This window comes from Sphingobium sp. CR2-8 (assembly GCF_035818615.1).
GTDB lineage: Bacteria > Pseudomonadota > Alphaproteobacteria > Sphingomonadales > Sphingomonadaceae > Sphingobium.
This window is the reverse complement of sequence record NZ_JAYKZY010000001.1, coordinates 676,564-700,163: the sequence shown is the minus strand read 5'-3', so window position 1 is coordinate 700,163 and position 23,600 is coordinate 676,564. Positions and strand designations below refer to the sequence as shown.

The 23,600-nt window shown below is 60.7% G+C and carries 17 protein-coding genes and 1 pseudogene; 4 read left to right on the top strand and 14 right to left on the bottom strand.

What is annotated here, in order from left to right; translation table 11 throughout:
- Nucleotides 1–12 precede the first annotated feature (12 nt).
- Nucleotides 13–2,121 (bottom strand): protein NO VEIN domain-containing protein, encoded by a 2,109-nt coding sequence (locus U5A82_RS02935; RefSeq protein ID WP_326288512.1) that lies wholly within the window; start codon nt 2,119–2,121, stop codon nt 13–15.
- A gap of 223 nt (nt 2,122–2,344) precedes the next feature.
- On the bottom strand, nt 2,345–4,279 hold the full coding sequence (locus tag U5A82_RS02930; protein WP_326288510.1) for a sacsin N-terminal ATP-binding-like domain-containing protein: 1,935 nt from the start codon (nt 4,277–4,279) through the stop codon (nt 2,345–2,347).
- Nucleotides 4,280–4,672: 393 nt separating this feature from the next.
- Between U5A82_RS02930 and U5A82_RS02925 the strand changes: the two genes are divergently transcribed.
- Nucleotides 4,673–5,551 (top strand): Ros/MucR family transcriptional regulator, encoded by an 879-nt coding sequence (locus U5A82_RS02925; protein ID WP_326288509.1) that lies wholly within the window; start codon nt 4,673–4,675, stop codon nt 5,549–5,551.
- 345 nt (nt 5,552–5,896) lie between these two features.
- Here U5A82_RS02925 and U5A82_RS02920 read toward each other — a convergent pair whose 3' ends face one another.
- The 3 genes from U5A82_RS02920 to U5A82_RS02910 form a co-directional block, all read right to left on the bottom strand.
- A complete protein-coding gene (locus tag U5A82_RS02920; protein WP_326288508.1) occupies nt 5,897–6,547 on the bottom strand; it encodes an SOS response-associated peptidase in 651 nt (216 codons plus the stop codon).
- Nucleotides 6,548–6,611: 64 nt separating this feature from the next.
- Nucleotides 6,612–7,190, bottom strand: coding sequence for an alpha-ketoglutarate-dependent dioxygenase AlkB (locus U5A82_RS02915; RefSeq protein ID WP_326288506.1), 579 nt, complete (start codon nt 7,188–7,190; stop codon nt 6,612–6,614).
- Nucleotide 7,191: 1 nt separating this feature from the next.
- Nucleotides 7,192–7,833 carry an SOS response-associated peptidase family protein gene (locus tag U5A82_RS02910; protein ID WP_326288505.1) on the bottom strand — a complete coding sequence of 214 codons (642 nt, stop codon included), beginning with the start codon at nt 7,831–7,833 and terminating at the stop codon, nt 7,192–7,194.
- 363 nt (nt 7,834–8,196) lie between these two features.
- Between U5A82_RS02910 and U5A82_RS02905 the strand changes: the two genes are divergently transcribed.
- Both U5A82_RS02905 and U5A82_RS02900 read left to right on the top strand, forming a co-directional pair.
- Nucleotides 8,197–8,922 carry an ImuA family protein gene (locus U5A82_RS02905; protein WP_442802135.1) on the top strand — a complete coding sequence of 242 codons (726 nt, stop codon included), beginning with the start codon at nt 8,197–8,199 and terminating at the stop codon, nt 8,920–8,922.
- The gene (locus tag U5A82_RS02900) at nt 8,837–10,357 is read left to right on the top strand and encodes a Y-family DNA polymerase (protein WP_326288501.1); all 1,521 of its coding nucleotides are present in this window, start codon (nt 8,837–8,839) and stop codon (nt 10,355–10,357) included. The genes U5A82_RS02905 and U5A82_RS02900 overlap by 86 nt, the downstream gene beginning before the upstream one ends.
- A 169-nt stretch (nt 10,358–10,526) precedes the next feature.
- On the opposite strand, the gene U5A82_RS02895 is transcribed toward U5A82_RS02900, so the two are convergent.
- The gene (locus U5A82_RS02895; RefSeq protein ID WP_326288500.1) at nt 10,527–10,868 is read right to left on the bottom strand and encodes a glycine zipper 2TM domain-containing protein; all 342 of its coding nucleotides are present in this window, start codon (nt 10,866–10,868) and stop codon (nt 10,527–10,529) included.
- Nucleotides 10,869–11,321: 453 nt separating this feature from the next.
- The gene (locus U5A82_RS02890; RefSeq protein ID WP_326288499.1) at nt 11,322–12,824 is read right to left on the bottom strand and encodes an aminotransferase-like domain-containing protein; all 1,503 of its coding nucleotides are present in this window, start codon (nt 12,822–12,824) and stop codon (nt 11,322–11,324) included.
- A gap of 63 nt (nt 12,825–12,887) precedes the next feature.
- Between U5A82_RS02890 and U5A82_RS02885 the strand changes: the two genes are divergently transcribed.
- Nucleotides 12,888–13,121 (top strand): DUF7661 family protein, encoded by a 234-nt coding sequence (locus U5A82_RS02885; RefSeq protein WP_326288497.1) that lies wholly within the window; start codon nt 12,888–12,890, stop codon nt 13,119–13,121.
- Here U5A82_RS02885 and U5A82_RS02880 read toward each other — a convergent pair.
- From U5A82_RS02880 to U5A82_RS02850, 7 genes and pseudogenes are all read right to left on the bottom strand, one after another.
- On the bottom strand, nt 13,118–14,347 hold the full coding sequence (locus tag U5A82_RS02880; protein WP_326288496.1) for a pyridoxal phosphate-dependent aminotransferase: 1,230 nt from the start codon (nt 14,345–14,347) through the stop codon (nt 13,118–13,120). The two genes, U5A82_RS02885 and U5A82_RS02880, sit on opposite strands and share 4 nt — an antisense overlap.
- A 14-nt stretch (nt 14,348–14,361) precedes the next feature.
- Nucleotides 14,362–15,600, bottom strand: a complete 1,239-nt coding sequence (locus U5A82_RS02875) for a (Fe-S)-binding protein (RefSeq protein ID WP_326288786.1) — start codon at nt 15,598–15,600, stop codon at nt 14,362–14,364.
- Nucleotides 15,601–15,768: 168 nt separating this feature from the next.
- Nucleotides 15,769–17,302: pseudogene (locus tag U5A82_RS02870) on the bottom strand (FAD-binding oxidoreductase); the annotation flags it as partial.
- Nucleotides 17,299–18,588, bottom strand: coding sequence for a 2-oxoadipate dioxygenase/decarboxylase HglS (hglS, locus tag U5A82_RS02865; protein ID WP_326288494.1), 1,290 nt, complete (start codon nt 18,586–18,588; stop codon nt 17,299–17,301). The gene hglS and the pseudogene U5A82_RS02870, both read right to left, overlap by 4 nt.
- A gap of 97 nt (nt 18,589–18,685) precedes the next feature.
- The gene (locus U5A82_RS02860) at nt 18,686–20,290 is read right to left on the bottom strand and encodes an N-acyl-D-amino-acid deacylase family protein (protein WP_326288493.1); all 1,605 of its coding nucleotides are present in this window, start codon (nt 20,288–20,290) and stop codon (nt 18,686–18,688) included.
- A gap of 10 nt (nt 20,291–20,300) precedes the next feature.
- Nucleotides 20,301–21,320, bottom strand: a complete 1,020-nt coding sequence (locus tag U5A82_RS02855) for a GTP-binding protein (RefSeq protein WP_326288491.1) — start codon at nt 21,318–21,320, stop codon at nt 20,301–20,303.
- Between the two features lie 102 nt (nt 21,321–21,422).
- On the bottom strand, nt 21,423–23,588 hold the full coding sequence (locus tag U5A82_RS02850) for a TonB-dependent receptor (protein ID WP_326288490.1): 2,166 nt from the start codon (nt 23,586–23,588) through the stop codon (nt 21,423–21,425).
- Between the last annotated feature and the right edge of the window lie 12 nt (nt 23,589–23,600).

The following is a 23,600-nucleotide window of genomic DNA, read 5'->3' as shown; positions in this document are numbered from 1 at the left end:
AAGGCCAGCTTGCTAGATCGTCGCATTGAGCCTGAGCTCCTTGCGGTCTTCGATCTTGCTGACGTTCACCTCGCATTCCTGCACGAGTGCGGTCGAGTAGTGCATGGGATTTTCGATGATCGTGAGATGCGCTGATGCCCGATTGGTATCGAGCAGGATCCGGTAGATGAAGTAACGCTTCTTCTGCCGTCGTGCGGCTCGCTCCTCATTGCGTGTGAGTTTTACCTGGCCTGACTTCACTTCGATGAAGCGTGCAACGAGATCCAGCCGATGCGGCGCCGCCTGAAAGGCGGTGCGGTCTTCATGCGCCGCAAAACTCAGGCAGTCACAGCCGAACGCGCCTTCCCCCTGTAAACGCGAGACCAGCACAGGAAAACGCCCCTGGCTCTCCTCGTAGAAAATTGCCCAGGTCTCAGCATCCGCCGGCGCCGAGACGTCTCGTGCGGAATGTCCCGTGTTAGATGGGGGGGCACCGATCCTTATGCCTACATATCCCACCGTAGAGCTGGTGCCTGAACCAGAGTTTAGCTCGAGCGGTGTCGCTGTCACGCCGGTTGCCTTGGGCGGTAGTGCGGGTGGGGGTGGCGGAGAGGGAGGTGCCGGTGGGGGAGGTGGCGGTGGGGGAGGCGTAGCCGCAGAGGAATGGGTAAAGGCGGCCGTAGAAGGCGCGACTGGTGCAGAAGCGGTAGGGCTCTGGGCGCTGTCTGATTGCGTTTTGGCGTCTTCTATAGCCGGCTCTTGTGCTGCGGTAGCGCGTGCGAAGATATCGGCATCCACACTCGGACCCGGATCGGACCTGGCAAGCTCTTCATCAAGGGTAGCGAGAAGCATCTCGATTTCTTCAGCGCTGTGATGACTGAGTAGCCGTTTAAGCTGCAGCATCCGCAAGTCGTTGTTCACTGCTGAAAGCAGCTTTTCGAAATCATCACCAGTCTGTAGTTCGAACAGCTCTGCAAGGCCGTCGCTGATCGCACTGGTCGCACGGGCAATGGCCAGATCCTCCTGTTCCGCGCCATCGATGGCGATGATGAGCGTGTCACCGTCGAGCAGATAGCTCCCAGGTTCCAGCATACCCTCAAAGAGACTGCTTCCAAGGCTGAATGCAAGTTTGGCTTCCGAGACGATTTGCAAGTCCAATCGGTCAAGCCGCCGAAGGTTCTGAACCTCAGCATTGATCGCGGCCCGATAGGCCTTGATGAACGGGAGTGCGCCAGCAAGACGATCTCTCAAGACTGTGCGTACACCGTCCCTTGCCTGGATCACCTCCGATACCGTTTGCGTGAAAGCCTGCCGGCTCACCGGGGCAGTTCCGAACCGCGTCTGCACGTCCTTAGCGCTGCGCCGTGCGGGCAAATCGATGATCGCAAGATGATCACGCGCCGCCACGGGGAAATTATCCCGATCAAGATAGAGCGCTTGCCGGACCGGAACCCAGCACAGCGTCCCATGCTGGCGTACCTGCACCTTCCCTTCATCAAAAAATATCTTCGCTTCTGGCGTATTCCCAGGCTGCAGATCGTCGATCTCGAGAATTTGGCCGTAAAGCCGCCGCACTACGTCAGGCGCCGCCCCCTTTTCCTTGAGGCTTAAGAGCAGCCGATAGATTTGACTGGCCGGTACATCGGCAAGGCGATCGGGAACGCCTGCGTGAAGCAGACCCCGGTGCCAGACTTGCCGCGAAATGCCATATGATTCGACCTCCGAGAGGGTTGGCCGCTCGGGCTGATGGAACAGATCACCAAGCCGCCCAGGAATATGCATGGCCTCGATGGGGGCAACGCGGTTGCCGCCGGCAACCTCAAGCCAGGATTGCGTAGCGATGGCGTCGCGTACAAGATCGGGAAGCGCGCCATGATAGCGTCTATAGGCCGCAGCGCCGGACTTGGCCTGCATATTTGTCTGAAACCGATGTGGTCTGATCATGTCGAAACGCGGATCGAGCGCAAGCCAGGCCAGGATCGCGGCACTTGGTGCGTTTGCCAGAATGCCGCTGAGACCCGCCACGCTTTCATGATCGCCAGTCCAGTTCGTGCCCCATGCCAGCTGGTCTCGCTGGATGTCGCGCCGGTAATTTTCGTCTGAGACTTCGAAATGCGTCGGCAGGGCCTTCTTGACGCGCATTTGCTGCGATCTGGACAACGGCTCGCGCACGCCGACGGGCCATTCCTGAACTCCAATCCAACGGAAGAACGCCGAGATTTCGTCGGGCTGGCCTTCAAGTCCATTTCCCTCAATAGATCCCAGCAGATATGAGGGCTGCGACCCGTACAGTGCGCTCAGAACAGGGCCGTGGCCTCCGTAGGAGCTGGAGAGGTGAACCTGGCCACAGTCGCGCCATCTGCCATCAGCGCAAAAAAACTTCAGGGCGCCCCAGCGTATAAGCAGTGTCCTTGGCGATCGTTTGCCTCAGGCTTAGCAGAGCGGCCAGGAACTCACGCCGGACCTTCGATCGCTCCATCTTTCCGCGCTTGATCGTCTCGATCGCCTGCCGTCGCAGCGCGCTGATCACACCAATGGCATTATATTCGTTAATGCCAAATGCAGAAAGGCGATCGAACCGCTCTCGGGCATTGCCCGGCATTTCCTTGCAGATTTTCTGCCAGAGTTCAGCATGAATGAACCGTGCGCGCGCCCAGCGCGGTAATGCAGGCGGACGTCCCGTCGATGGCGGCGGAAAGCAGCTATTATCCCGCGTCAGTCGCCGTTCCTGGGTGTCGAGCAGCAGGGTACGGTCGTGCAGCTTTGGTGGCAAATCGCGTGCGATGCCGGCGATCGCCTTTGCTCTTTCATCAAGGCTCAAGGATGCCCCCGCCAGAGCCCGCACCATCTCTGCGGGATCAAGTTCGGCCACTTTGAGCCGCTTCAGGGTCGCGCGATCATGCTCATCCCTGCATCTGGCAAGCGAACGAAAGAACCGCCGGGGAAGATATCGCCCATAATCTTTGGGACCCACCTGCGTTTCGCTGCTTTTGACGCGCTTTGCCCCGTTATTGGGAATGATTGGAGCAAGGCTTGCGGCCATGTAGATGGCCGATTCGAACGCCTGAAGCGGCGCTGGGAAGTTGGTCTCGCGTCTCAACAGCGTGAGCGGTTCGGCAGCAGGATCGAGAACTGCCAGCTTCTCGATATGCTTGGCATAAAGGGTCGAGAGCGCGCCTAGAACAATTTGGTTCGCTGGCGAGTTCGCATTGAGAAACTTCCGGTTTGAATCGAGATCGAGTGTGGCATGGAAGAGGGCCGGGAAGGGAACCTCGAGCGAGGTCGGGAAAAAGCAGTGGAGGTTTCCGCTCTTCGTTGCCACATCCTTGCGGGTCGCAACAGCTATTTCGTAACGCTGCCTGAAGCCCAATTTCTCTGCCTCGACCGCAAGATCGCCCGCATCGCGCGTGCAAACCCACTGCTGTACCTCCGTCTTCTCCTGCGTGATGATCTCGAGCGTGAGGAGCTTGCCCGTTGGTGTTTTACGCCATATGCGCTCTTCACCGTCCTCGACGATCGCGATTTCATCCAACGCCTCTACAAATAGCAGAAAATCCGGGCGAAACTCGGTGAGTTGATTGAAAGCTTCCTGCCTGGCCTTCGCGCTCTGGAAGGCGGAGACGACCACAGTGTCATATGTTTCTCGCAGCGTTCGGGCACGCGAAATGAGCCGTTGCATTGCCGGGTCGTTCTGCTGCTTGATCGCTTCGCTCATCATCGGGAAGGCCAGTACGGGCGCTGGCGGTACTCTCGAGCTCTCGATCAGTCTGGCGATCTGGGCGCTTTTCTGCCCCAGCATGCGAACCTGTTCCCTCGCATGAGAACGAGAGAAGCCGATTTCGAGAACTCCGCTCGTCACAAATGGCTCTGTTGACCAGTTGAGCAGAGAACGAAAGCCAAGTCCTTTTGCGCCGATCATAGGAGTGCGCCGGGTCGGCTTGTCACTCGTGTGAGCGGTCATAAGGGATCGGATACCGCCAGCCCTGAACGGCATGCCTGTATTCGCGACGCAAAGGCCGTCTTCGCAAATCTCAATCCGTACGCGACCATGCCCGCCAATCTCCGCGGCTGCATCTGCGGTATTCTGCACGAGCTCGAGCAACTCGCGCCCGGCATAGTCGCCGGATATGGAGGCTTCTCCATTGTGGTGGCCGGTCAGCCAATCAGGTTTTGCGAGGTAGCCCGCTGCGGTAGCCGAGATCTGTTCACTGATCCAGCTTTCCCATTGAGCAGCTGTTGTCGGTGTATAGCTTTCCGGTTCAATTACCTGCTCTGCCACTCTGAGAAATTCTGGCGTCATATATCGTGCTTTGCCTGAACTAGCCTTTTACTGACCTTGCTTGTGTCTTGGCAGTCGCAATTTGTCGACAGGGATAGTGGGGTTCGTAGGGGACATGTTTTACCCGCGACTGGTGGAGTTGATTTATCGCTATGTGCATGTCTCGATTTTATATTCCTTGTGATGCGAATGGCCGGTTGATGAACCACGCCTTGGGCGACCCATAATGCAATCATGTTCATTGCGCCGATCGATGCACCGCTGGGCAATCCAGCCCGCCGGATTACGGAAATACGCGCCTTGAGGGAAGGTCATTCTGCGACTCGGCAGTGTAAAGAACCCGCTTGATTCACGTTGATTTAACGCAGATGAAACATGACTGCGAGCGAACCAGGCCCGAAGAAGGAAAAGACCATGTCGCAAGCCAATGAAACAGACCTCACGACACTCACCGTTCAGTTGCTCAGCGCTTATGTATCCAACAACAGCGTGGCGAATGAAGATCTAGCCGCATTGATCACGGCGACGCGTACTGCGTTGCAAGGGGATACGGTTCCTGGAATCGCGGCCGAACCTGAGGTCACGCCTGCTGTATCGGTCCGTAAAAGTCTTGCGTCCTCTGAACACATCCTAAGCCTGATTGACGGCAAGCCATACAAGACGCTCAAGCGTCATCTCTCGACCCACGGTTTGACGCCGGCACAGTATCGTGAACGCTACAAGCTCCCGATTGATTATCCGATGGTGGCGTCGGCTTTTGCTGAACAGCGACGCGTTATCGCGGCAAAGATCGGGCTCGGCCGTCGGCAAGCTGTCCAGCCACTGGCAGCATCTGAACCCGAACTCCTGGTCGCAACGCCTCCTGCCAAAAAGGTCGCCACCCAGAAGAAGTCGGTTGCCACGAAGGCCAAGGTCGCTCGGGCAAAGCCTTCCAAGGCCGTGCCTGAACCAGGCAAGAGTGTGGAAGCTCCAGCCGCCGCACCCACGGCCGTCGAGGGTGAACCTGCGATCAAGCCGACCCGATCCGCAGCAAAAGCGCCTGCGACTGCAAAAGTGACGGCTGCAAAGCCGGCCCGCAAACCCGCAGCTACGCCGGTGGTCGAAGCCGCTACGCCTTCTGTTCCGGCTGACTCTCCTGCTCCGCAAAAGCCGAAGGCCGCGGATAAGACCGCCATCAAAGCTGAGCCCGCAACAAGGGCGAAAACGGCCAGAAGCGGAAAGGGCGGACGTCCTGTGAAAGACATCAAGCCGGTCGACAAGAAGGTTGAGACCGAAACGGCAGCTGCAGGCTGACATCGATCAGACGGGCATAGTCCCAATCAGCGTTGGCCGACTTTTGCGATAGCATCGCTTTTAGGAACTCGGCTCGCTCAAATTGTGCAATGCCGATGAGCGACACTGATTTCGCCGATACAATGGCGTGCAGTGTCGCTCATTCAAGAACAAGGCCCTTGCGGTTTGCGATCCAGAAGGGCTTCGAGGCTGAGCAGATGACGCTTTCTGTCTTATGATCGCTAAACCTGCACAAAATCAGAATGGGTATGCCCACGCAGTTGCATGTCAACTTTGCTCAACCGCGCGCTGCAGCCATAAATATGTACTTGATCGACCTGCGTTGGCGGCGCTGAGTCCGAGCTTCTAGAGCAACATCGGATTTTCAGGTTGGGGCGAGCGCGCTTTTACCCACGGGTCCGTCGTTCGATCGATGGCGATCATCGCGTCAGGGAAGGAGCGCTCCTGAAAGCCTATGATCTCGTCGAAATCGCCATGGAGCCAGCGATCATATTCGTCGGCGAGAAGCAGCACCGGCATCCGGTCATGGACCGGTCGGATCGCCTCATTGCAGTCGGTCATGACCCCTGAATAGACCGGTCCCCATTCTGCGCTGTCGCGCCAGAGCGCTGCCCATCCAAAGATCGGTCGATCATGGAGCGAGAACCAGGTCCGGGTCTTGCTTCCCTTCGCGCCTTCGGCTTCGGCGAAGCCAGTCAGCGGAATGATGCAGCGCCACTGCGGTTTTCGCGCAAAGCCCACCCACATGGATTTCTTGAGGTCCGCGATATTGTTGACTGGCTTGGGCTTGGATTCAGGTTTCATGCCCTTCAGGCGCAGGGGCCAGCCCCAGACCATGGATTGAAGGTGACGCTCGCCGTCCTGTTCGCGGACCACCATGCCGGGGTAGCCCGGATAGACATCCTCGGGGACATTGAACTGCGTGACGGGGGCCGACACACCAAAGTGCGCGGCCACTTCTGCTGCCGACTTGCGGACCGTGTACAGATTGCACATGCCGCGAGGCTAGCATCAAACAGCGCCGGCGCAATGGGAAGGGGGCTTAGTATTTGAGCGTGGGCTATCGAGCGGGCCGCATGGTCCTGAAGGTGATCGACCAGCGCGGTGCTTCCATCTCGGCAATACTATGCTCCCAATCATTTCGGGCCTCGCCGGCCATTTTGTAGATCGACCGTGGTTCGAGCGGCGCCGTTCGCCGTTCGAAGCCGGTCGCCTGGCGCCTGCGAAACCGCATGGGCGCGGATGACCCGAGCGACACCCCGATGACGTCCTCGAAAACCGGTCGATCCTTGTGCCAGCCGATCCCGGCGCCCGCGTCGTAACGGATCAGCAGCGCCTGAACGAGGGCGTCTGATTCAAGGCCTGCGAAGCCTGCAGCGCGGTCTCGGGTCGGGAGCAGCCAATCGGGCAGGGGATCGGTCGGTCCGAAATGCCCCGTCCCGAAATCATAGCTCCAGCCAAAGCTATGCGTGAGCCGCTTGCCGGTCCACTGCTGATAACGGAAAGGGGCCAGAGGCTCAGTGTCGATCCGGGCGATCAGCGCGGCCTCTTCCGTTAGCGTCAGGAAATCTCGGGCATAGTCGAGCCCTGGCAGCAGCGGCTCAGCAAACATGTCCATCTGAAATGCAGCGCTGCCCATGTCAGATGAGCGCCAGTTGGGGGCTGGCCGATGGCGGCCCTTTGCCGCTGCGCCAGAGATCATCGGTCTGCTCTACCCTGAAGCGCTCGGCTGCGAAGGGTGGTCGAAACTGGAAACCGATGACATCCCGGATCGACCCATGCAGCCATGGCTCATATTCGTGAGGGTCGAGCAGCACCGGCATCCGGTCGTTGGTCGGCTGGATCGCCTCATTCGCATCCATGGTCATGCCGGCATAGAGCGGCCCCTGATCGGGTATGTTTCGGCAGAAGCCGGCCCAGGCCATGATCGGTTCGTGCTTCAGGGAGAACCAGGTTCGGGTACGCTCGCCAGGCACGCCGTCAGGGTTCGCGAAATGGGTCATGACGATCAGGCATCGATAGCGTGGATCCGCAGCCATCTGATCCCATTTTGGATTGGTGAGGTCTGCCACGAGCCCGATCCGGCCGGGCTCCTCGCCGCGTTCGCGCATATCACGGGTGAGCCTCTGGAAGCCCCAGGTGACCGCCCGCATCAGCCGCCTGCCACGGTTCTCGAAAATGACGAGCCCAAGCGCGCCCTCCGTGGTTTCAGAAGGCAACTCGATCGGTGCGGGCATCTCCGCCTTGAAATGATCGGCGACCTGGGAAAGGCCTGCGGCCATGCAATGAAGCCGAGACATGGGCTGCTCGCTGCTTACCAGGGGATCTCGTCGTCGCTGACGAGTGCCGGATCGTGGCTCGGATGATAATGGAGGCCGGCCGAGTCGGAGGGGGGCTTGGTGGAGCCGGCGGCGTTTCGAGCGCCTGTTCCTGCTTGCCTTCGTGGCGTAGGCTTAATTTCTTTCGTGGCGCATTCGCCATGATATTCCTCACTTGTTTCGCAGCCGTCGGGAGTGTCGACCGCCATGCGCCGACTCCGCCCGTTGACTCTTTCTCTCAATAGAACAAAATGAGAACGAATCCAACCGCCGAGCCAAGGAGGCCCTTCGATGACGGACAGAGGGGCGCGCGCCCATGTTGCTGCTTTGCGCGCCCGGATTGCTGAGATCGAAGGCGCTGAGCGCAAAGCCAGACAAGTGCTGCCATTTGGGATCGACGCCATCGACTCGAAGCTGCCGGGCGGCGGCCTCACACTTGGAGCGTTGCATGAAATCGCTGGCGGCGCGCAAGGCGTGACCGATGGCGCTGCACCCGCGCTGTTTGCCGCCGGCATCCTGGCACGGGTAAGCGGCTCGATCCTCTGGTGCATGACACAGGCGGATCTGTTCGCGCCTGCGATTGCCCAGGCCGGGCTTGATCCTGACCGGATCATCTATGTCGAAGCGCGCGATGAAACCGCCATTTTGAGCTGTTTTGAAGAAGGGCTGCGCCATGGTGGTCTTGGCGGTGTCGTCGCCGAGGTCGCGCGATTGTCGATGACCGCCTCGCGGCGCCTTCAGCTGGCGGCTGAGGACAGCGGCACGATCGGGATCGCGATCCGGCGGTGGCGGCGCCTGGCTGAAGCCGCTGATTTTGGCCAGCCTACCGCGTCCTCGACGCGGTGGCGGGTGATGGCTGTTCCATCCGATCCACTTCCGGTGCCGGGGGTTGGTCGACACCGCTGGTTCGTTGAGCTCATCCGGTGCCGGGCAGGCGAGAGCGCCGATTTTCTTGTGGAAGCCTGCGATGCGACTGGTTGTCTCGCTCTTCCTGCCGACCTGGCCGACCGATCGGCTGCGTCGCAGGCTTGGGCAGAGCGCGCCGCTTCATGACGCGCCACTGATCCTGGCTGGGATGGATGGGCAACGCCGCGTCGTGACCGCGGCGAATGCCCCCGCTCGCCTGATCGGCCTGCATGCCGGAATGGCCATCACCAAGGCGCAAGCGCTGGTGCCCGATCTTCAGATCATGGATGCTGAGCCCGAGGCAGATCTTGAAGGGCTTGAACGGCTGGCGGTCTGGTCGCTTCGGCGATACGCGCCGATCATCGCGGTTGATCCACCCGACGGGCTGATGCTTGACATCACCGGCGCCACCCACAGGCACGGCGGCGCCGATGGGTTGCTCAAGGACATGCTGACGCGCTTGGGGCAGGTGGAGACGGCTGGCCGGGCGGTCTGTGCGCCTACCTTCGGCGCAGCACATGCTTTGGCACGCTATGGCGCCGATCCGGTGCGCATTGTCGATCCGCTTGACCTGAACGCAGCCATTGGCGGCCTGCCTATCGCAGCCCTGCGGCTCGATGTCGGCATCGTTTCGGCTCTGGGCAAGCTGGGCATGGAGACGATCGCAGACCTTGAAGCGATGCCGCGCGCTTCCCTTGCCCTTCGTTTCGGCTCGATGCCAGGCCTGCGGCTGGACCAGGCATATGGCCGGGTTGCTGAGCCTTTCGAACCGGTCGCAGCGCCAGAACGCATCGAAATCGAGCGCTGCTTCGCCGAGCCGATCGGCGCGCCCGAAACCTTGGCTCGCTACACGCACAAGCTGGTGGCGCAGCTATGCCAGCAACTGGAGGAAGCTGGCGTGGGCGCGAGGCGGCTCGATCTGCGCTTCCACCGGGTCGACAATCGGATCGAGGCCATTCGTGCGGGCCTTGCAAAGCCTAGCCGCGATAGGAAACAGATGGGGCGTCTCCTTTGCGATCGGCTGGAAACTATCGATCCGGGCTTTGGGGTTGAGCGAATGTTGCTGGCTGCGCCTTCGGTTGAGCCACTTGGTTATCGCACCATCTCCAATCTTGGCGAGACGCCGTTGCCGGACGTCGCCGCGCTGGTGGACATATTGGGCAACAGGGTAGGGGAGGACCGCCTGTTTCGCCTCGCGGCTCGCGAGAGCGATATTCCCGAACGGTCGGTCACCCGTATCGCGCCGATGGCGGACCCTACGCTTCTGCGCTGGCCCGAGCGATGGCCCAGACCCTCGCGCTTGTTTGCACGTCCAGAGCCGATCGATACGATGGCGCTGCTTCCCGATCATCCGCCTGTCCATTTCATCTGGCGCGGTTCGCGGCGCCGCGTGAAGCATGCTGACGGGCCGGAACGCATCTATGGCGAGTGGCATGTTAGCGACGCGGAATGGCTCAGCGTCAGGGACTATTTCCTCGTCGAAGACGAGACCGGAGCGCGCTACTGGGTTTTTCGGCAGGGCGACGGCATGGACAGCGCGACCGGTGGACAGGGCTGGTTCCTGCATGGCCTCTTTGGCTGAATTTTTTAAGCGAAATAGTTACGTAGCCCGGTTCAGAATGGCCAAGCTGTACAATATCCGCATCATAGACGTGGTAAGTTTTCCATGCGACCCGAAGGCTCTTGGCTTTGAGCCAGAGAGGCTTCTATCTGGCCCGGCCATCCTGAAGGATGGCCGGGCATTTTGTAAATTAGCAGTTCGAATTGCGATCGATCGCCCGGCCGGCAAGGGCGCCGGCGCCTGCGCCGATAATTGTGCCGGGCGCGCGGTCGCCGCGGGTGTCGATCGCGCGGCCAAGAAGGGCCCCCGCAACACCACCCAGAAGGAGGCCGGTGGTGCCGCCAGACTTGCGGCAGCTATAGCCGCGATCATTGCGATAGCCACGGTCGTCGCGGCGATCCGAATAGCGGACCCGCTCGTAGCGGTCATACCGGTTCCAGCCGCCATCGCGGGCAAAAGAGGGTGCAGGCATCGCCGCCGAAAGGGTCGCGGCTGCGAGAGTCATGGCAAGAACGGATTTGCGCATGGACATATCTTGTCTCCTCACAGTGTGTCGTTGGATGACCTTATGCCGAGGAAGAAGTGGCGTGATCCTGAACCTCTTTGTTATCAACGGTTAAGCTGATCAAAGTCATAGGCGCTTGGCATCTGATCTATTGGCGCGGCTCTGCCGGATAAGCTAGCCAACCACTGTCCCTTCCGCTCTCGATGGGATCAGTCATTCGTTGGTGCAGCGGCGGCTTGGCTGCTAAGCGCCCATCCAAGCCATTCGACAGCGAAATCGCCCCGATTGGAAGCGGACATTCAGATGATATTGGGTCTGAGACTCTGCGATTCGTGGGAAGCCTGCATGACGGCCGGTTCAACCTAAAGCTGACACTCATCATTAGACAATCCGGACTTTAACCTGCCCAGAATCTGGGCGGATTTTGCGGAGGTGGCGATTTTCTAGTTCAATTGACCTACGTTGCTGTGCCTGCCGTCGTCAGACGACGGGTGCCGACCTGCGAGACCGTTTGGCACCGACGTCGCGGATGGCCGCGCCGATGCGATCGATGCCTGATTCGATTTTATCGAAATCGGCGATTCCGTAACTGAGGCGGAAGCTTTGATAGTTCTCAATATCCGGGAACAACGGAGCGCCAACCAGAAGCGCCACTCCCCGCTGGGCTGCAGCCCAGCACAAGTCGACGGAATCGATATGGGGCGGCGTCTCGATCCACATGTTGAACCCACCATCAGGGACGATAAATCTGAACTCCGGGGGCAGGGTCGCCTTCAATTTATCGATCACGAAATCCTGCACGCGCGCATAGGCGACGCACTGCCTTTCCACATTGTCCCTCGCCGCTGGAGTGCCAAGGTACCTGGCGAAGGCTTCCTGAAGCGGCCAGGATGTGTGAAGGTCGGTCATCGATTTCTGGCTGGCGATGTCCTGGAAATAGGACGGGGGCGGCATCACCATGCCCAACCGAATGCCCGGGACATACGATTTTCCAAAGCCGCGCCCGTAGAATATCGGGTCTTCCGGCCGTGCGAGTGCGCGCAAACTGGGCAGCGGTTCACCGCGGAAGCGCATCTCTGGGGCATGGTCGTCCTCAAGCACCGGCACACCATGTATGCGGATTAGTTCGAGGATCTTCTTTCTCTTGTCGAGCGAAGTCGTCACGCCGGTCGGGTTGTGGAAGTTGGGCATGAGGAAGAGTAGCTTCACATCGTGACGCTCGAGCGCGTCGCTCAACTGATCGAGGTTGAGCCCATCGGGTTCCAGATCGACCCCGATAATGCGTGCGCCAATCGACCGGGCCACATCCAGCGCCCCAAAATAGCTTGGCCGTTCCATGACTATGGTGTCGCCCGCGCGCAAAAGGGCCCGCATCACCAGAGCAATCGCCTGCTGTCCGCCGTTCGTTACTAGAAGGGGGCCATCGATGCCGCTCTGCGCAGGCAATAGAACATTCCGCACCGCATCCTTGAGAGCCGATGCGCCATCGGGCTGATGATAACAGTATAGAGATCCGGAACCTTCGGCGAAGGTCTCGCTCATCGCCCTTTCGAAGGGTCTGAGGTCAACGGCGGAAGCGGTGGGGTAGGCCTGGGTCAGTGAAATGGCGCCGGGCAGCGCTGAGGCATCCAGCATCTGCCGGAATGTATCTTCGGGATAGCGCGACCGCCAGTTGCCCGCCAGCTTAGCCGGTTCAGGTAATGGGTGCGACGCCGCTTGATCGGTCGTCACGAAGGTGCCCAGCGGTCCGCGGCCGACAAGAAGGCCCCGCGCGCCCAGTTCCTTGTACGCGCGCGACACGGTCAGCGCGTTGATCCCGAGATGGTCGGCCATGGCTCGGACAGGCGCAAGCCGTTCCCCATTGCCCAATGTTCCTTGCTGAACAGCGGAATCGATGCTGTCCACGATCTGCTGAAATATCGGCGTATCGCCACTGCGATTGACATTGAGCCACGGAAACGGCTTGTTTTGCATGTTGTCCATGCCCTGCCCATAGTCCGTCACGTATTGCAGCACAATGTATTGTTATGTATTGCTTGTTGTGAAATGAGCGAAATTCCCGCCAGTCCCCTGCGCTTCGACATCTACGGTCGGTACCAGCTGGAAATCAGCATGATCGACGGCCATTGGAAGATCGAAAAGCAAATCGGCGAGCGGCATGTGGTGTTGCATGACTTCGTCATACCTCACTTCGTGGGACCGGATGAGCTGGCCGTATATCTGGATGATATCCTTCACGAAAATTCCGGGATTGGGGAAGTGATCAGGCGCATCGCCTAGTTCAGTTGCGGCGACTTCCTCAGCGCAGCGCAGGCTGCGGCAATGCGATCCAGTCCCTTTCGCAGCTCGGCATCGCCACAGGCGTAGGAAAGCCGGAAGAATGGTGAGAGACCGAAACACGCACCAGGTATGACGGCAACGTCGTGCGTCAGGAGATGGTCTGCAAAGGCGCGATCATCGTGAATGATCCGCCCATCTGTGGTGGACGCCCCCATTAGCCCCGCGCATGAGATGTAAGCATAGAACGCGCCCCCCGGGGCCGAGCAGGACAGACCCTCGATGGCGTTGATCTGCGTGACCACGATGTCGCGCCGCGTCTGAAAGGAGCGCTTCATCGCAACCACGCAATTCAGCGACCCTTCTAGGGCGGCAACGGCAGCGGCCTGACTAACCGATGACGGGCAGGATGTGGATTGGCTCTGCACGATCGCCATGGCGCCGATCAGCGCAGCGGGGCCTGCGCCGTAGCCGATCCGCCATCCCGTCATTGCAAACGCCTTAGAGACACCGTTCACCGTCAACGTGCGGTCCGCCAGGCGCGGGACGGCGCCCGCGAAAGTGGTGAAGGTGGCCCCATCGAACAGGATATGTTCGTAGATGTCGTCACTGAGTATCCAGACATGGGGATGGCGATCCAGCACCTCGCCCAGCGCCATGTAGTCATCCACCCCGTGTACCGCGCCTGCCGGGTTTGAGGGAGAATTCATCAGCAGCCAGCGCGTCCGCGCAGTGATCGCGTTCTCCAGTGCTTCCGGCTTCAACCGAAAGCCGTCGGCTTGCGAGCACGGAACCATCTTGGGGACGCCTCCGCAGATCCGGACAATATCGATGTAGCTCGTCCAGAACGGCGCCGGGATCAGGACCTCGTCGCCAGGTTCCAGGCTCGCCATGAAGGCGTTGTAGAGTATCTGTTTCGCGCCTGCACCGACCGTCACCTGGTCCTGCGAGAATGACAGGCCGTTATCCCGCAGGAACTTGCCGCGCACCGCCTCCTTCATCGCGGGCGATCCGTCGAGTGCGGTGTATTTGGTCTGCCCGTCGGCCATGGCCTTCTCGGCAGCGGCCTTGATATGATCGGGCGTGTCGAAATCCGGCTCTCCCGCCCCGAAGATGATTACGTTGCGCCCGACCTTCTTCAGCGCCGTTGCATTGGCAGAGCGCACGAGGATTTCGGAGACACCGATGTCAGCTAGACGCGTAGCTGACTGGAAGACGGACGTTGACACGTCAATGAGACTCCTCAAGCGGTAATGGTTGAAAGATGCGCTAGGAGCGCCTCCGCTGGATGCGGTGCGCGGGTATGCATCATGCGGTGTATCTGGCATCGGCAGGAAAACCCGGTAGCGACGGTCTGTTCAGGCGAGCGTTCCACCACCTGCCGCCAACTCATGTCGAAAAGGCGGTGCGACATGGCGCGATTGTTGGTCCGATGGCCGAACATGCCTGCCATGCCGCAGCATCCGGTCTGCTCGACTGCCGCCGGAATGCCGAAATGGGCGAAGATCGCTTCCCACTGGCGCAGCGCATCGGGACGCAAGGCTTGTTCCGTACAGTGGCCGAGGACGCGCAGCGGATCTGCCGAGGACCGTTCACGTGCCGCTCCCAGATGACCCGCTTCGATGTCCTGGGCCAGAATCTCGTCGAGCAGCATGAGCCGGGGAGACTGCGCGGCGACTGCACGATATTCCTGCTCGAACATGAGCGCCGTCGCAGCATCCAGCCCCACCAGTCGCACGCCGGTTTGGGCCAGTGCCGCCATTTCCGACGCGCGCGCGCTTGCCAGTTTGACGAAGGCGTTGTTCAGTCCAAGAAGATGCAGCATCTTGCCGTTGCTTCTGGCCGGCACGCGATAGACTTTGTAGCCGAGCCGCGTCAGAACCGCAGCCGCGGCAAACGGCACGGCGGCGTCGAAGCTGGCGGTGAACCCATCTTCGACAAGGACGAGGGTCTTGGCGCGCGCGGATGCATCCAGTTTCGACAGTTCCCCGGCGTCCGCCAATGGAAGCCTCAACCGCTGATCCGCCGGGCTGAAAGTCGGCAAGTCTTCGAGTTGCAGAAACCTTGCCACTATCTGGCGCAGCGTGAGTGAGCCGCCAACTCGGTTCGCGATCGACGGCATGGCACGGCCCGCGCGCAATGCGACTTCCATTAGACGCATCGCATGGTGGCTGAACGGTCGGCGATGGCGCTTGTAGTAGCGCGTCCAAAATCGAGATCCCATTGTGGGGACATCGACACGAACCGGACATTGGCTGGTGCAGGCCTTGCAAGACAGGCACGTCGAAAGCGACGCGGCAAGGTCCTCCTCGATTTGGGCGAATTCTCCCCCGTCGTCGCTTTCGGCCAGGCGGCCCCAGGCGCGCAAGAGCGCTGCCCGCCCTTTGGGCGACTGGGCACGATCTTTGGTCGCCTTGTAGGACGGGCACATCGCATCGTTCGCGTCCCATGAGAAGCACAGGCCGTTGCCGTTGCAGGCCATGGCCCGATCCAGTTCGCCTGCGAGCGCTGGCGCGATACGCCGGTCATGCTCCCCCCGCAGCGCAACCTTGTCGATGCGGTCGAGTTTGTGATCGTCGCTCGGGGTAGCCAGTTTTCCGGGATTGAGTAGATTGTGCGGGTCGAAGGCCCGCTTGATCGCCTCGATCTCGGCATACAGGACAGGGCCGAAGAAGAAGGGCGAATATTCACCGCGATAGCCGCGCCCATGTTCTCCCCAGAGCAGTCCGCCATGCGATCGGGTCAGCTGCGCGACCGCGTCCGAAACGGGCCGGATGAGCGCGGCCTGCGCCGGATCCTTCATGTCCAGGAACGGCCGGACGTGCAGACAACCCACGTCCGCATGACCGAACATGCCGTAAACGAGCCCGTGGCTATCGAGCAGTTCGCGGAACCGTGCGACGTAGTCGACCAGTTCCTCGGGGGACGGCGGTATCCTCGACGAACGGCATCCCCTGCCGCCCCCCACCGGCGTGGCCGAGCAGCCCGACCGCCTTTTCCCGCAGCTTCCAGAGCTGACTGATCTGCCTGTCTTCGCGCACCACCGCCCAGTCGATCATCCCCTGCCAGCCGTCGCGCAGTATGCCGGCGAGACAGTCGAGCGAACGGTCGAGGGTTTCCTCGTCGCATCCCGAGAATTCGACGAAGTTCATGGATGCCGCAGTCACGCTCGCGGCGCCATCTTCACCGCCGAGAAGCGCCCCGATATGGGTCCACACCACATCGTCGCGCGCTGCCGCCAGGACCTTGTCGTCCAGAATCTCGACGGCAAGTGGATCGGCCTTCAGAATTTCACCGACGTGCGCTAGGCCGCTGGCGAAGCTGTCGTATCGGACCACAGCCAGTCGACGCAGGGTTGGGCGAGGTGCGACCCGAAGGGTAATACTTTTCGTCAGAGCCAGCGTACCTTCTGACCCCGCCAACAGGTAGGCCAGAAAGAACCGGTCGGCATCGGCATCATAGAGCCGCTGCAGATTGTAGCCCGTCAAACCGCGATTCATCTTTGGAAATACGCGGGCAATTTCGTCCGCGTGTGTATCGACGATGCGCAGTGCCTCGCGGTGGATCCTGGCGATCAGACCGTCACCGGAAGCGATCTGCTCGGCCTGTGCCCGGGTCATCGGCTCGACACGCCAGTCACTGCCATCGGCGAGGACAATGTCGATGGCCTCGATGTAATCCGAGGTCTTGCCGTAATGGCGCGACCCTTTGCCCGAGGCATCGGTCGCGACCATGCCGCCCAGCGTGGCACGGCTTGCCGTCGAAACCATCGGAGGAAAGAACAGGCCGGCGGGGTGTAGAGCCGCATTCAGTTGTCCCAGCACCACGCCCGGTTCGACCTCGACGCGCAGGCGATTTGGCGAAACACCGGTGATCGCCGTCATATGCCGGGCGAAGTCGACGATCAGACCGGTGCCCAGCGACTGCCCGTTCGTGCCCGTGTTGCCGCCACGGGCGACAACAGGCAGTTGCGCGGCGGCGGCGGCCTGCATGAGGCGGTTGAGGTCCGCGCCTTCTCGAGGATAGGCGATCGCAGCGGGCCGCTGCTGGTAGATCGAATTATCGGTAGAGGCGACCTCGCGTGCCCCAAGACCGGTTTCCAGATCTCCTGCAAATCCTGAAGTCTCAAGTGCCGCGCGCAGGATAGGCGTGCGGCTCTCGTCAGGGACGGAAGCAAGGATCATTGGCTCTGGCCGGTATCGCCCAACACCGCCAGCGACTGCGCTTCGATGTCCGCGTAAAGCGCGAAAGGATCGAGCACGGCCTTGCCGAGGGCGGCCTCGAAGGCGGCCTGATTTTCGGCTATGCTATAGCTCTGCCGCGACGCCCCGGACAGGTTCGACTGGAAGATGCCTGCAGCGCTGACGGGCAGGAAATCTTCGTATGTCACGGGGTGCGCCACCACGGATCCGTCTGGATCGACCGCATACCGGAAATAGGCCAACTTCTGCTCTCGCAGCGCTTCCAGGTCGTCGGGAAACGCGGCGAATATCCGGGCAAGGCGTGCCCCGTGATCTTCGCCGGCCCCGGAATCTTGTCGTGCCTCGTTCAGCAGCCTATCGTACAGGCTACGTCCCTTGGGCGTGAGCGCAATCCCGCGCTGTTCTATCTCCCCGAACCGGGCGGTGTGGCGGCCTTCGTCGCCGGCCTTTTGGTCAGTGAACCGAACTCGTTCCGAGAGCGCCTTGAAGCTGGTCTGACGCAGCAGGATTGGAACCCTACGTGTCGGCGGCCCCTCAATCTCGTCCTTTGCGTCGATGCCTCGGGCCCGCATCTCCGCCTGTGCCGCATCAATGTCGAGCACGCGCGGCGTCAGGTGATTGATATGCGGCCCCTTGAAAGCCACGATGTCGGCGATCAGCCGATGGGCTTCCACTAGGCCCTGGTAGGTCTGCGCGTCCACCGTGGCATCCGGATGCCAGCGGAATGTTTCCATCAGTGCAGCCACGAACCGGGCGGCGTCTCCGGCACCGAGCCCGCCGTCGCTTTCCGCACGCGCGATCAACTCCACGGCGACATTGGAAAAGATCTGGCGCCGCGCCAGGATCGAGACGACCTGTTCACGCAGGGCCTCGTCTTCGATCAGTTCCGTGCGCAGGAGCGAGGTGAATACGCGAAAGGGGTTCCTCTCAAGTTCCGAACTCAGGATCGGCCGGAAGGCCGTGGAGTGGACCGGCACACCAGCTGCGGCAAGATCGTAGTAGCCTACCGGCTCCATCCCCATGACCGCGAAGGCCCGGGCCATCGTCGCCAGTTCGTCATCGGTGCCCAGGCGGATTGCGCCGTGCCGCTCGACCCCGAGGCGAGCCTCCGCCGGGCTCCCGCCTGATGCGGCCAACGTCCTGGCATTCACCGTATCAACGATGTCGATCAGCTCGGCGTAAAGGGGAACTTCGGTACGATACATTTCCGACAACGCTGCGCAAAACGCAGAGCGTATTTTGCTCGTCTCGACGAATTCTGAAACCATGGATTATTTCCTTTTGTAATATGCACGTAGGTACCCGAGCAAAGATGCGTCCTGACGCAGGGCGCGGTTCCTACTTTTCAGAGGTACTGTAAGGCCGTCACCGCCTGCCGACGGTTCCGGGCAGCGCGTTGGTGGCCTCACCGTTCCTCACGACCGGAACCCCGTTGACCAATACGTCGCCGATACCGGTGGGCAGCTCGCGCAGGCTGCGGGGCGATACCCGCGTGCCCACTTTCGCAAGATCGAACACAACAAGGTCAGCCTGCATACCGATCTCGATCACGCCGCGATCGCGCAGGCCAAGCTGTTGGGCCGGACCTGACGCCATGCGCGCGACCGCCTGCTCGATCGTGCACAGACCCATGTCCCGCACGAACTGCGACAGGAAGCGGGGAGCGTATCCCCAGTCCGACGGGCACATATCGAACTGCGACCCGGGGCCGTCGAGCACGCTGGTGGCGCCATCGCCCATGATGAGGAAGGACGGGTCCGAAAGGGCGGATACGAGATCCTTCCATAGCACCCAATGCTCGACGATCATCACCGTCTGGAAATTGTCGCCTGCCCGTTCAAGCAGCCAGTACGCGGCCTCGGCTACCGACATACCCTGCGCTTCTGCGATTTCCGGCAACGTCTTGCCATGCATGCGACCATCAGCGCCATCGCAGGCGACGAACATCGATTCCGCAAGCCCGCTCTCCACTGCCGCTCCGAACATGCCATCCAGGCTTGACAGAACCTTGGTGCGGAAGTCCGGGTCGGCCAGTGTCTTGCCGACATTGTCACCAGCCTCGCTCAGCATGGAGGGAGGCAGGAGGACAGAGAGCGGCGTTGGACCGTAATCGAAGGGAAACACGTCCGCGAGCACTGTCATCCCATCCCCGCGCGCCCGCTTGATCTCCGCCCAGACGTGGCCGGAGACAGCTGGGTCGGCATAGGGTCGCTTAATGAAATGAGAGAGCTGGAGCCGAGTCTGGCCACTGCGGGCGACGGCGATCGCCTCGCGAGTCGCCTCGACCATCCGATCGCTGCGATTGCGGCAATGCGTCGCGTAGATACCGTCGAACCCCCGCATGGCTTCTGCAAGCGCGATCAGTTCGTCGGTCGAGGAGGAAATGCCCGGTGCATATTCAAGCCCGGTGGAGAACCCCACCGCGCCCATTTTCATGGCGTCCTTCAGGAACGCCTGCATTTGCGCAATCTCGTCGGCTGTAAGCGGACGATCCTCGAACCCTGCCACCGCCATCCGCATCGCACCGTGCGCGATAAGAGGAAACACATTTGGTCCAACACCACTCGAGGCGAGCTTGGTCATGTATTCCTGGAAAGATGACCAGGTGAGCTCTAGCCCGCCATCGCGACGCCATCCTGGCGCGTTGCCTGCGATGATCCCGGCCGACACGGGCGACACTGGAGCGATGCCCAGTCCGCAATTGCCTACAACCAGGCTGGTGACACCCTGCATCACCGCACTGTGCGCTCGACCGTCGAGCAGCACCGTGTAATCGGCGTGAGAATGGATATCGATGAAACCCGGAGTGACGATGCGGCCCTGCGCGTCGATCATATCCTTACCGTCGAGAGCTCCTGCATCTGCAATGGTGGCAATCTTGCCGGCGCTGATGCCGATGTCGCCCAGTCTGCTGGGATCGCTGTTTCCAGTGACGACGGTTCCGGCACGGATGACTAGGTCAAAATGCATTTCTTCTCTCTCATGCCTGCATACGATTGGAGGAGCTCGCGCTTCCATCCGCCGCGTTCGCTGATAGATACAGGCCGACTGCGGAGGTCAGTTCCTGCGGTCCGGCCTCGGCGTCAATCAGCTGCAACACCCCGTCCACGAGTTCCGTGCCGGAGCGCGCAAGCCACTCCAGTGGTTGCAGCCGTCCATTCACGATGTGCAGCAACAACCAACCTTCTGGTTCGTGTTGCAGACGCACGCGCATCTTGAGGCGCATCAGCCGGGGATAGAGGCACAGGAGACCACGAGCGAACGCCATCACTGCTTCGATGTTCTGCGGATCGCGCAAAGGAATATCGACGACCTGCAGACCGGTATGGCCATTTCGCCCTTCACTGCCAGCGCGGACGGCCAGCCTTTGGCTAAATCTTCCGTCTGCAACTGGGAGGCCGCCCATTATCGCCAGCAACACTTCCATCGTTGGCGTAGGCATCACCGGAACGCCCGGCGCGATATAGTCGCGGAGCATCTCCTTGACGCTGGCTGCATTCTCCAGCGCCTGCTCGGGGGGCAGCGTGTCAAGATGTGTGATCAAACACAGGTCCGCAACACCCACCTGGTGCCGCCATTCAAGCGTGCCCGCATGTGCCTGCGGATCGGCCGCGCCGTCAATTAGGGAGACCACGCTGCGCAACTGGAAGCCGGCGGTGAAACGCGGGTCCTCGGTCAGTCGGTCGATCAGGGTGACGAGATCCGATAGCCCAGAGGTTTCTACGAAGACCTCCTGCACGTGTGCGCCATCCCGCGCCTGTGCGCCGATATAGGCCAGCTCCTCCAACGCACGGTCGTAACCTCGACAGCAGATGCAACCGTTCGGCGAGGCACCGCTGGAGGCAAGCCCCAGCACATCTCTGTCGAATGCCGAGGTTGCAAAGTCGCTGACCAGGAAATGACGTGCTGCGTCACCGTCCAGCGCGCGCAGCGCGGCCATCAGGCGCGTCTTGCCTGTTCCCAGGAAGCCCGTGACAAGATGAACATCGATCGGCGCCACACTATCTTCCCTGCCGTTTCGTTATTCTGTGAGGCACAGTGCCGTGCGGCCCCACAATCTCGCGCCCGGCGCTGACTATGGCGTCAACGCCGGGCGATCCCATTAGAACCTGTGCGCTGCCGTCACGCCGATGGTGCGGGGCTGCAAGATGACCGCGCCCGCATTGCGGCGCGTCACGATTGCCTTCTCGTCGGCGAGGTTACGTACGTAGACACCGAAGGACCAGTTTCCGGTATCGACACCTGCGTTGAGGCTGACGGTATTGTAGGCGCTCAGGCGGATGCCTCCCGGATTGGAACCCGGAAAATCGGACCAGCGCGGGCCGACGTAGGACCACGTCGCACCCACATTCAGCTTGCTGTCGTCACTCAGTTCATGGGACCAGTCGGCCGTCAGGGCCCCGCTCCACTTAGCCTGATTCGGCAGTGGGAACCCGGACGGAGCCGCCAGTGCGGTATAGGCGCTCGTGAGATGGGCATCGGTATAGCCGCCGTTCAATCCGACACGCAGATCCGGAGTGATACGATAGTAGGTCATCAATTCGATGCCTTGGCTTCGCGCTCCGCCGCCATTACCGGTGTAGGTGGCGAGACTGCCCTGACGCTCGAACGTGTGAATATCGTTCCACTCGATATAGAAGCCGGTGAGATTGAAGACAAGCTTCCTGTCGAGCAGCGTGGATTTCAAGCCAATTTCATAATTGGTCGTGGTGTCCGGCTTAAAAGTCGCTGGCACGTTGAGCAGAAGATTGGGGCCACCTGGACGATAGCCGGTCGCGATACGGCCGTAGACCATCACGTCAGGATTGAAGAAGTATCGGGCGTTCACGGCGTAAGTGAACTTGCTGTCGGATGACTTGAATACCGGCGAGAAGAATTCGTAGTCCGCCAGTACGCCGTAGGTGTCGGCTTGAGCATGCTGCCGGTTCGAAGAGTATCGCCCGCTCAGATTAACATCTAACTTGTCGGTGATCTTCCATTCCAGCGAACCGAAGCCTGCGACCTCTTTGTAACCGCTATCCGTGGAGCTAAAATAGTAAGGGTTGAGCGTCGAGGAGGTGGCGCCAGTCGTCTTGTCGTAGGCAATGGCGTTTTCGACGTATGCGCTGTCTTCCGAGGTGTAGAAAAAGCCGGCATTCCATTTCAAGTTGTCGCCGATGTCCGACGACAAACGCAGTTCCTGCGAGAACTTGTTGGTGGTGAAAGTATAGCTATCCTGACCGTTCACGCCCAGGGCGATGCTGTAGTTCTTGCGCGACAGGTCGAGCATGTAGGACGATTTGAGGTGCGAGTAGCCGGTGACTGAGGTGATGTTGATCCCACCAAGGTCCAGGCTGGCGTTGGCGCTGAAGATCTGCGTGTCCTGCTTGGAGCCGTTAGCGAGCGGGAAATCGGAATTATAGTAGCCGTCGAGCGGCGCCTGCGTGACAGGGTCGATCTGGATGGCGCTGAGCCCGTTGAAATCGGTATGCTGCACGATAGCGTTCAGCTTGATGTTGAAATTGTCGTTCGGCACGAAATAGAGGGTAGCCCGGCCACCGCGCTGGATACCGTGGTTCTCGTCCTTGATGCCGCGCCTGGCATTGTCGAGGTAGCCCGGCGTGTACACCTGCTCGAACGCGAAGCCCAGGCTCAGCGTGTCGTCGGCGATCGGCGTCTCGCCCTTGACGTAGATGCGCGTGCCCACTTGGCCGCTATGGGCGGTGATGGCCGCGCCTCCGCCGATTTCGACCGACGTCTCCGTGAGGCTCGGGGTCGGCGTCACATATTTCATAAGGCCGCCCAGGCTGCTTGCACCGTACAGCGTGCCCTGCGGTCCCTTGAGGATTTCGATGCCGCCCACTAGGGACGGCAGAAGGTCAAGACCCGAGTATCCAGCGTAGGCGTTAGCGGAACTGGAGTTCACGGGCACGTCGTCCAGCGTCGTGGCAACCGTGATTGACGACGCATCAGCGGTCGAGATGCCGCGGATGTTGAGCGAGATGCTGCCCGGAGCGCCTGTCTGCGATGCCGCAGAGATGCCCGGCACGGTTGCAAGTATATCCAGGATCTTGCTCGCACCGACGCTGGCCAGCTTGTCGGCTGCCACGGCCGTTACCGTCATCGGAACATCCTGCAGGCGTTCGCTCTGCTTGCGGGCGGTGACGACGATGTCTCCCCCATCCGAAGGCGCAGCGGCCTGACCCATAGCCGCCGGGGCGTAAAGAGCCGCGCAAGCCAATGCCAGAGCAGAAACCGTCATGGCTCGATGCGCACCCATCGCGCCCATCCTGAAAAATCC

Excerpts from the sequence above, each read along its gene's own strand:
- U5A82_RS02935 (WP_326288512.1), bottom strand. The coding sequence starts at position 2,121 with ATGCGCGTCAAGAAGGCCCTGCCGACGCATTTCGAAGTCTCAGACGAA.
- U5A82_RS02930 (WP_326288510.1), bottom strand. The coding sequence starts at position 4,279 with ATGACGCCAGAATTTCTCAGAGTGGCAGAGCAGGTAATTGAACCGGAA.
- U5A82_RS02925 (WP_326288509.1), top strand. The coding sequence starts at position 4,673 with ATGTCGCAAGCCAATGAAACAGACCTCACGACACTCACCGTTCAGTTG.
- U5A82_RS02920 (WP_326288508.1), bottom strand. The coding sequence starts at position 6,547 with ATGTGCAATCTGTACACGGTCCGCAAGTCGGCAGCAGAAGTGGCCGCG.
- U5A82_RS02915 (WP_326288506.1), bottom strand. The coding sequence starts at position 7,190 with ATGGGCAGCGCTGCATTTCAGATGGACATGTTTGCTGAGCCGCTGCTG.
- U5A82_RS02910 (WP_326288505.1), bottom strand. The coding sequence starts at position 7,833 with ATGGCCGCAGGCCTTTCCCAGGTCGCCGATCATTTCAAGGCGGAGATG.
- U5A82_RS02900 (WP_326288501.1), top strand. The coding sequence starts at position 8,837 with ATGCGACTGGTTGTCTCGCTCTTCCTGCCGACCTGGCCGACCGATCGG.
- U5A82_RS02895 (WP_326288500.1), bottom strand. The coding sequence starts at position 10,868 with ATGTCCATGCGCAAATCCGTTCTTGCCATGACTCTCGCAGCCGCGACC.
- U5A82_RS02890 (WP_326288499.1), bottom strand. The coding sequence starts at position 12,824 with ATGGACAACATGCAAAACAAGCCGTTTCCGTGGCTCAATGTCAATCGC.
- U5A82_RS02885 (WP_326288497.1), top strand. The coding sequence starts at position 12,888 with ATGAGCGAAATTCCCGCCAGTCCCCTGCGCTTCGACATCTACGGTCGG.
- U5A82_RS02875 (WP_326288786.1), bottom strand. The coding sequence starts at position 15,600 with ATGGCCTGCAACGGCAACGGCCTGTGCTTCTCATGGGACGCGAACGAT.
- hglS (WP_326288494.1), bottom strand. The coding sequence starts at position 18,588 with ATGGTTTCAGAATTCGTCGAGACGAGCAAAATACGCTCTGCGTTTTGC.
- U5A82_RS02860 (WP_326288493.1), bottom strand. The coding sequence starts at position 20,290 with ATGCATTTTGACCTAGTCATCCGTGCCGGAACCGTCGTCACTGGAAAC.
- U5A82_RS02850 (WP_326288490.1), bottom strand. The coding sequence starts at position 23,588 with ATGGGCGCGATGGGTGCGCATCGAGCCATGACGGTTTCTGCTCTGGCA.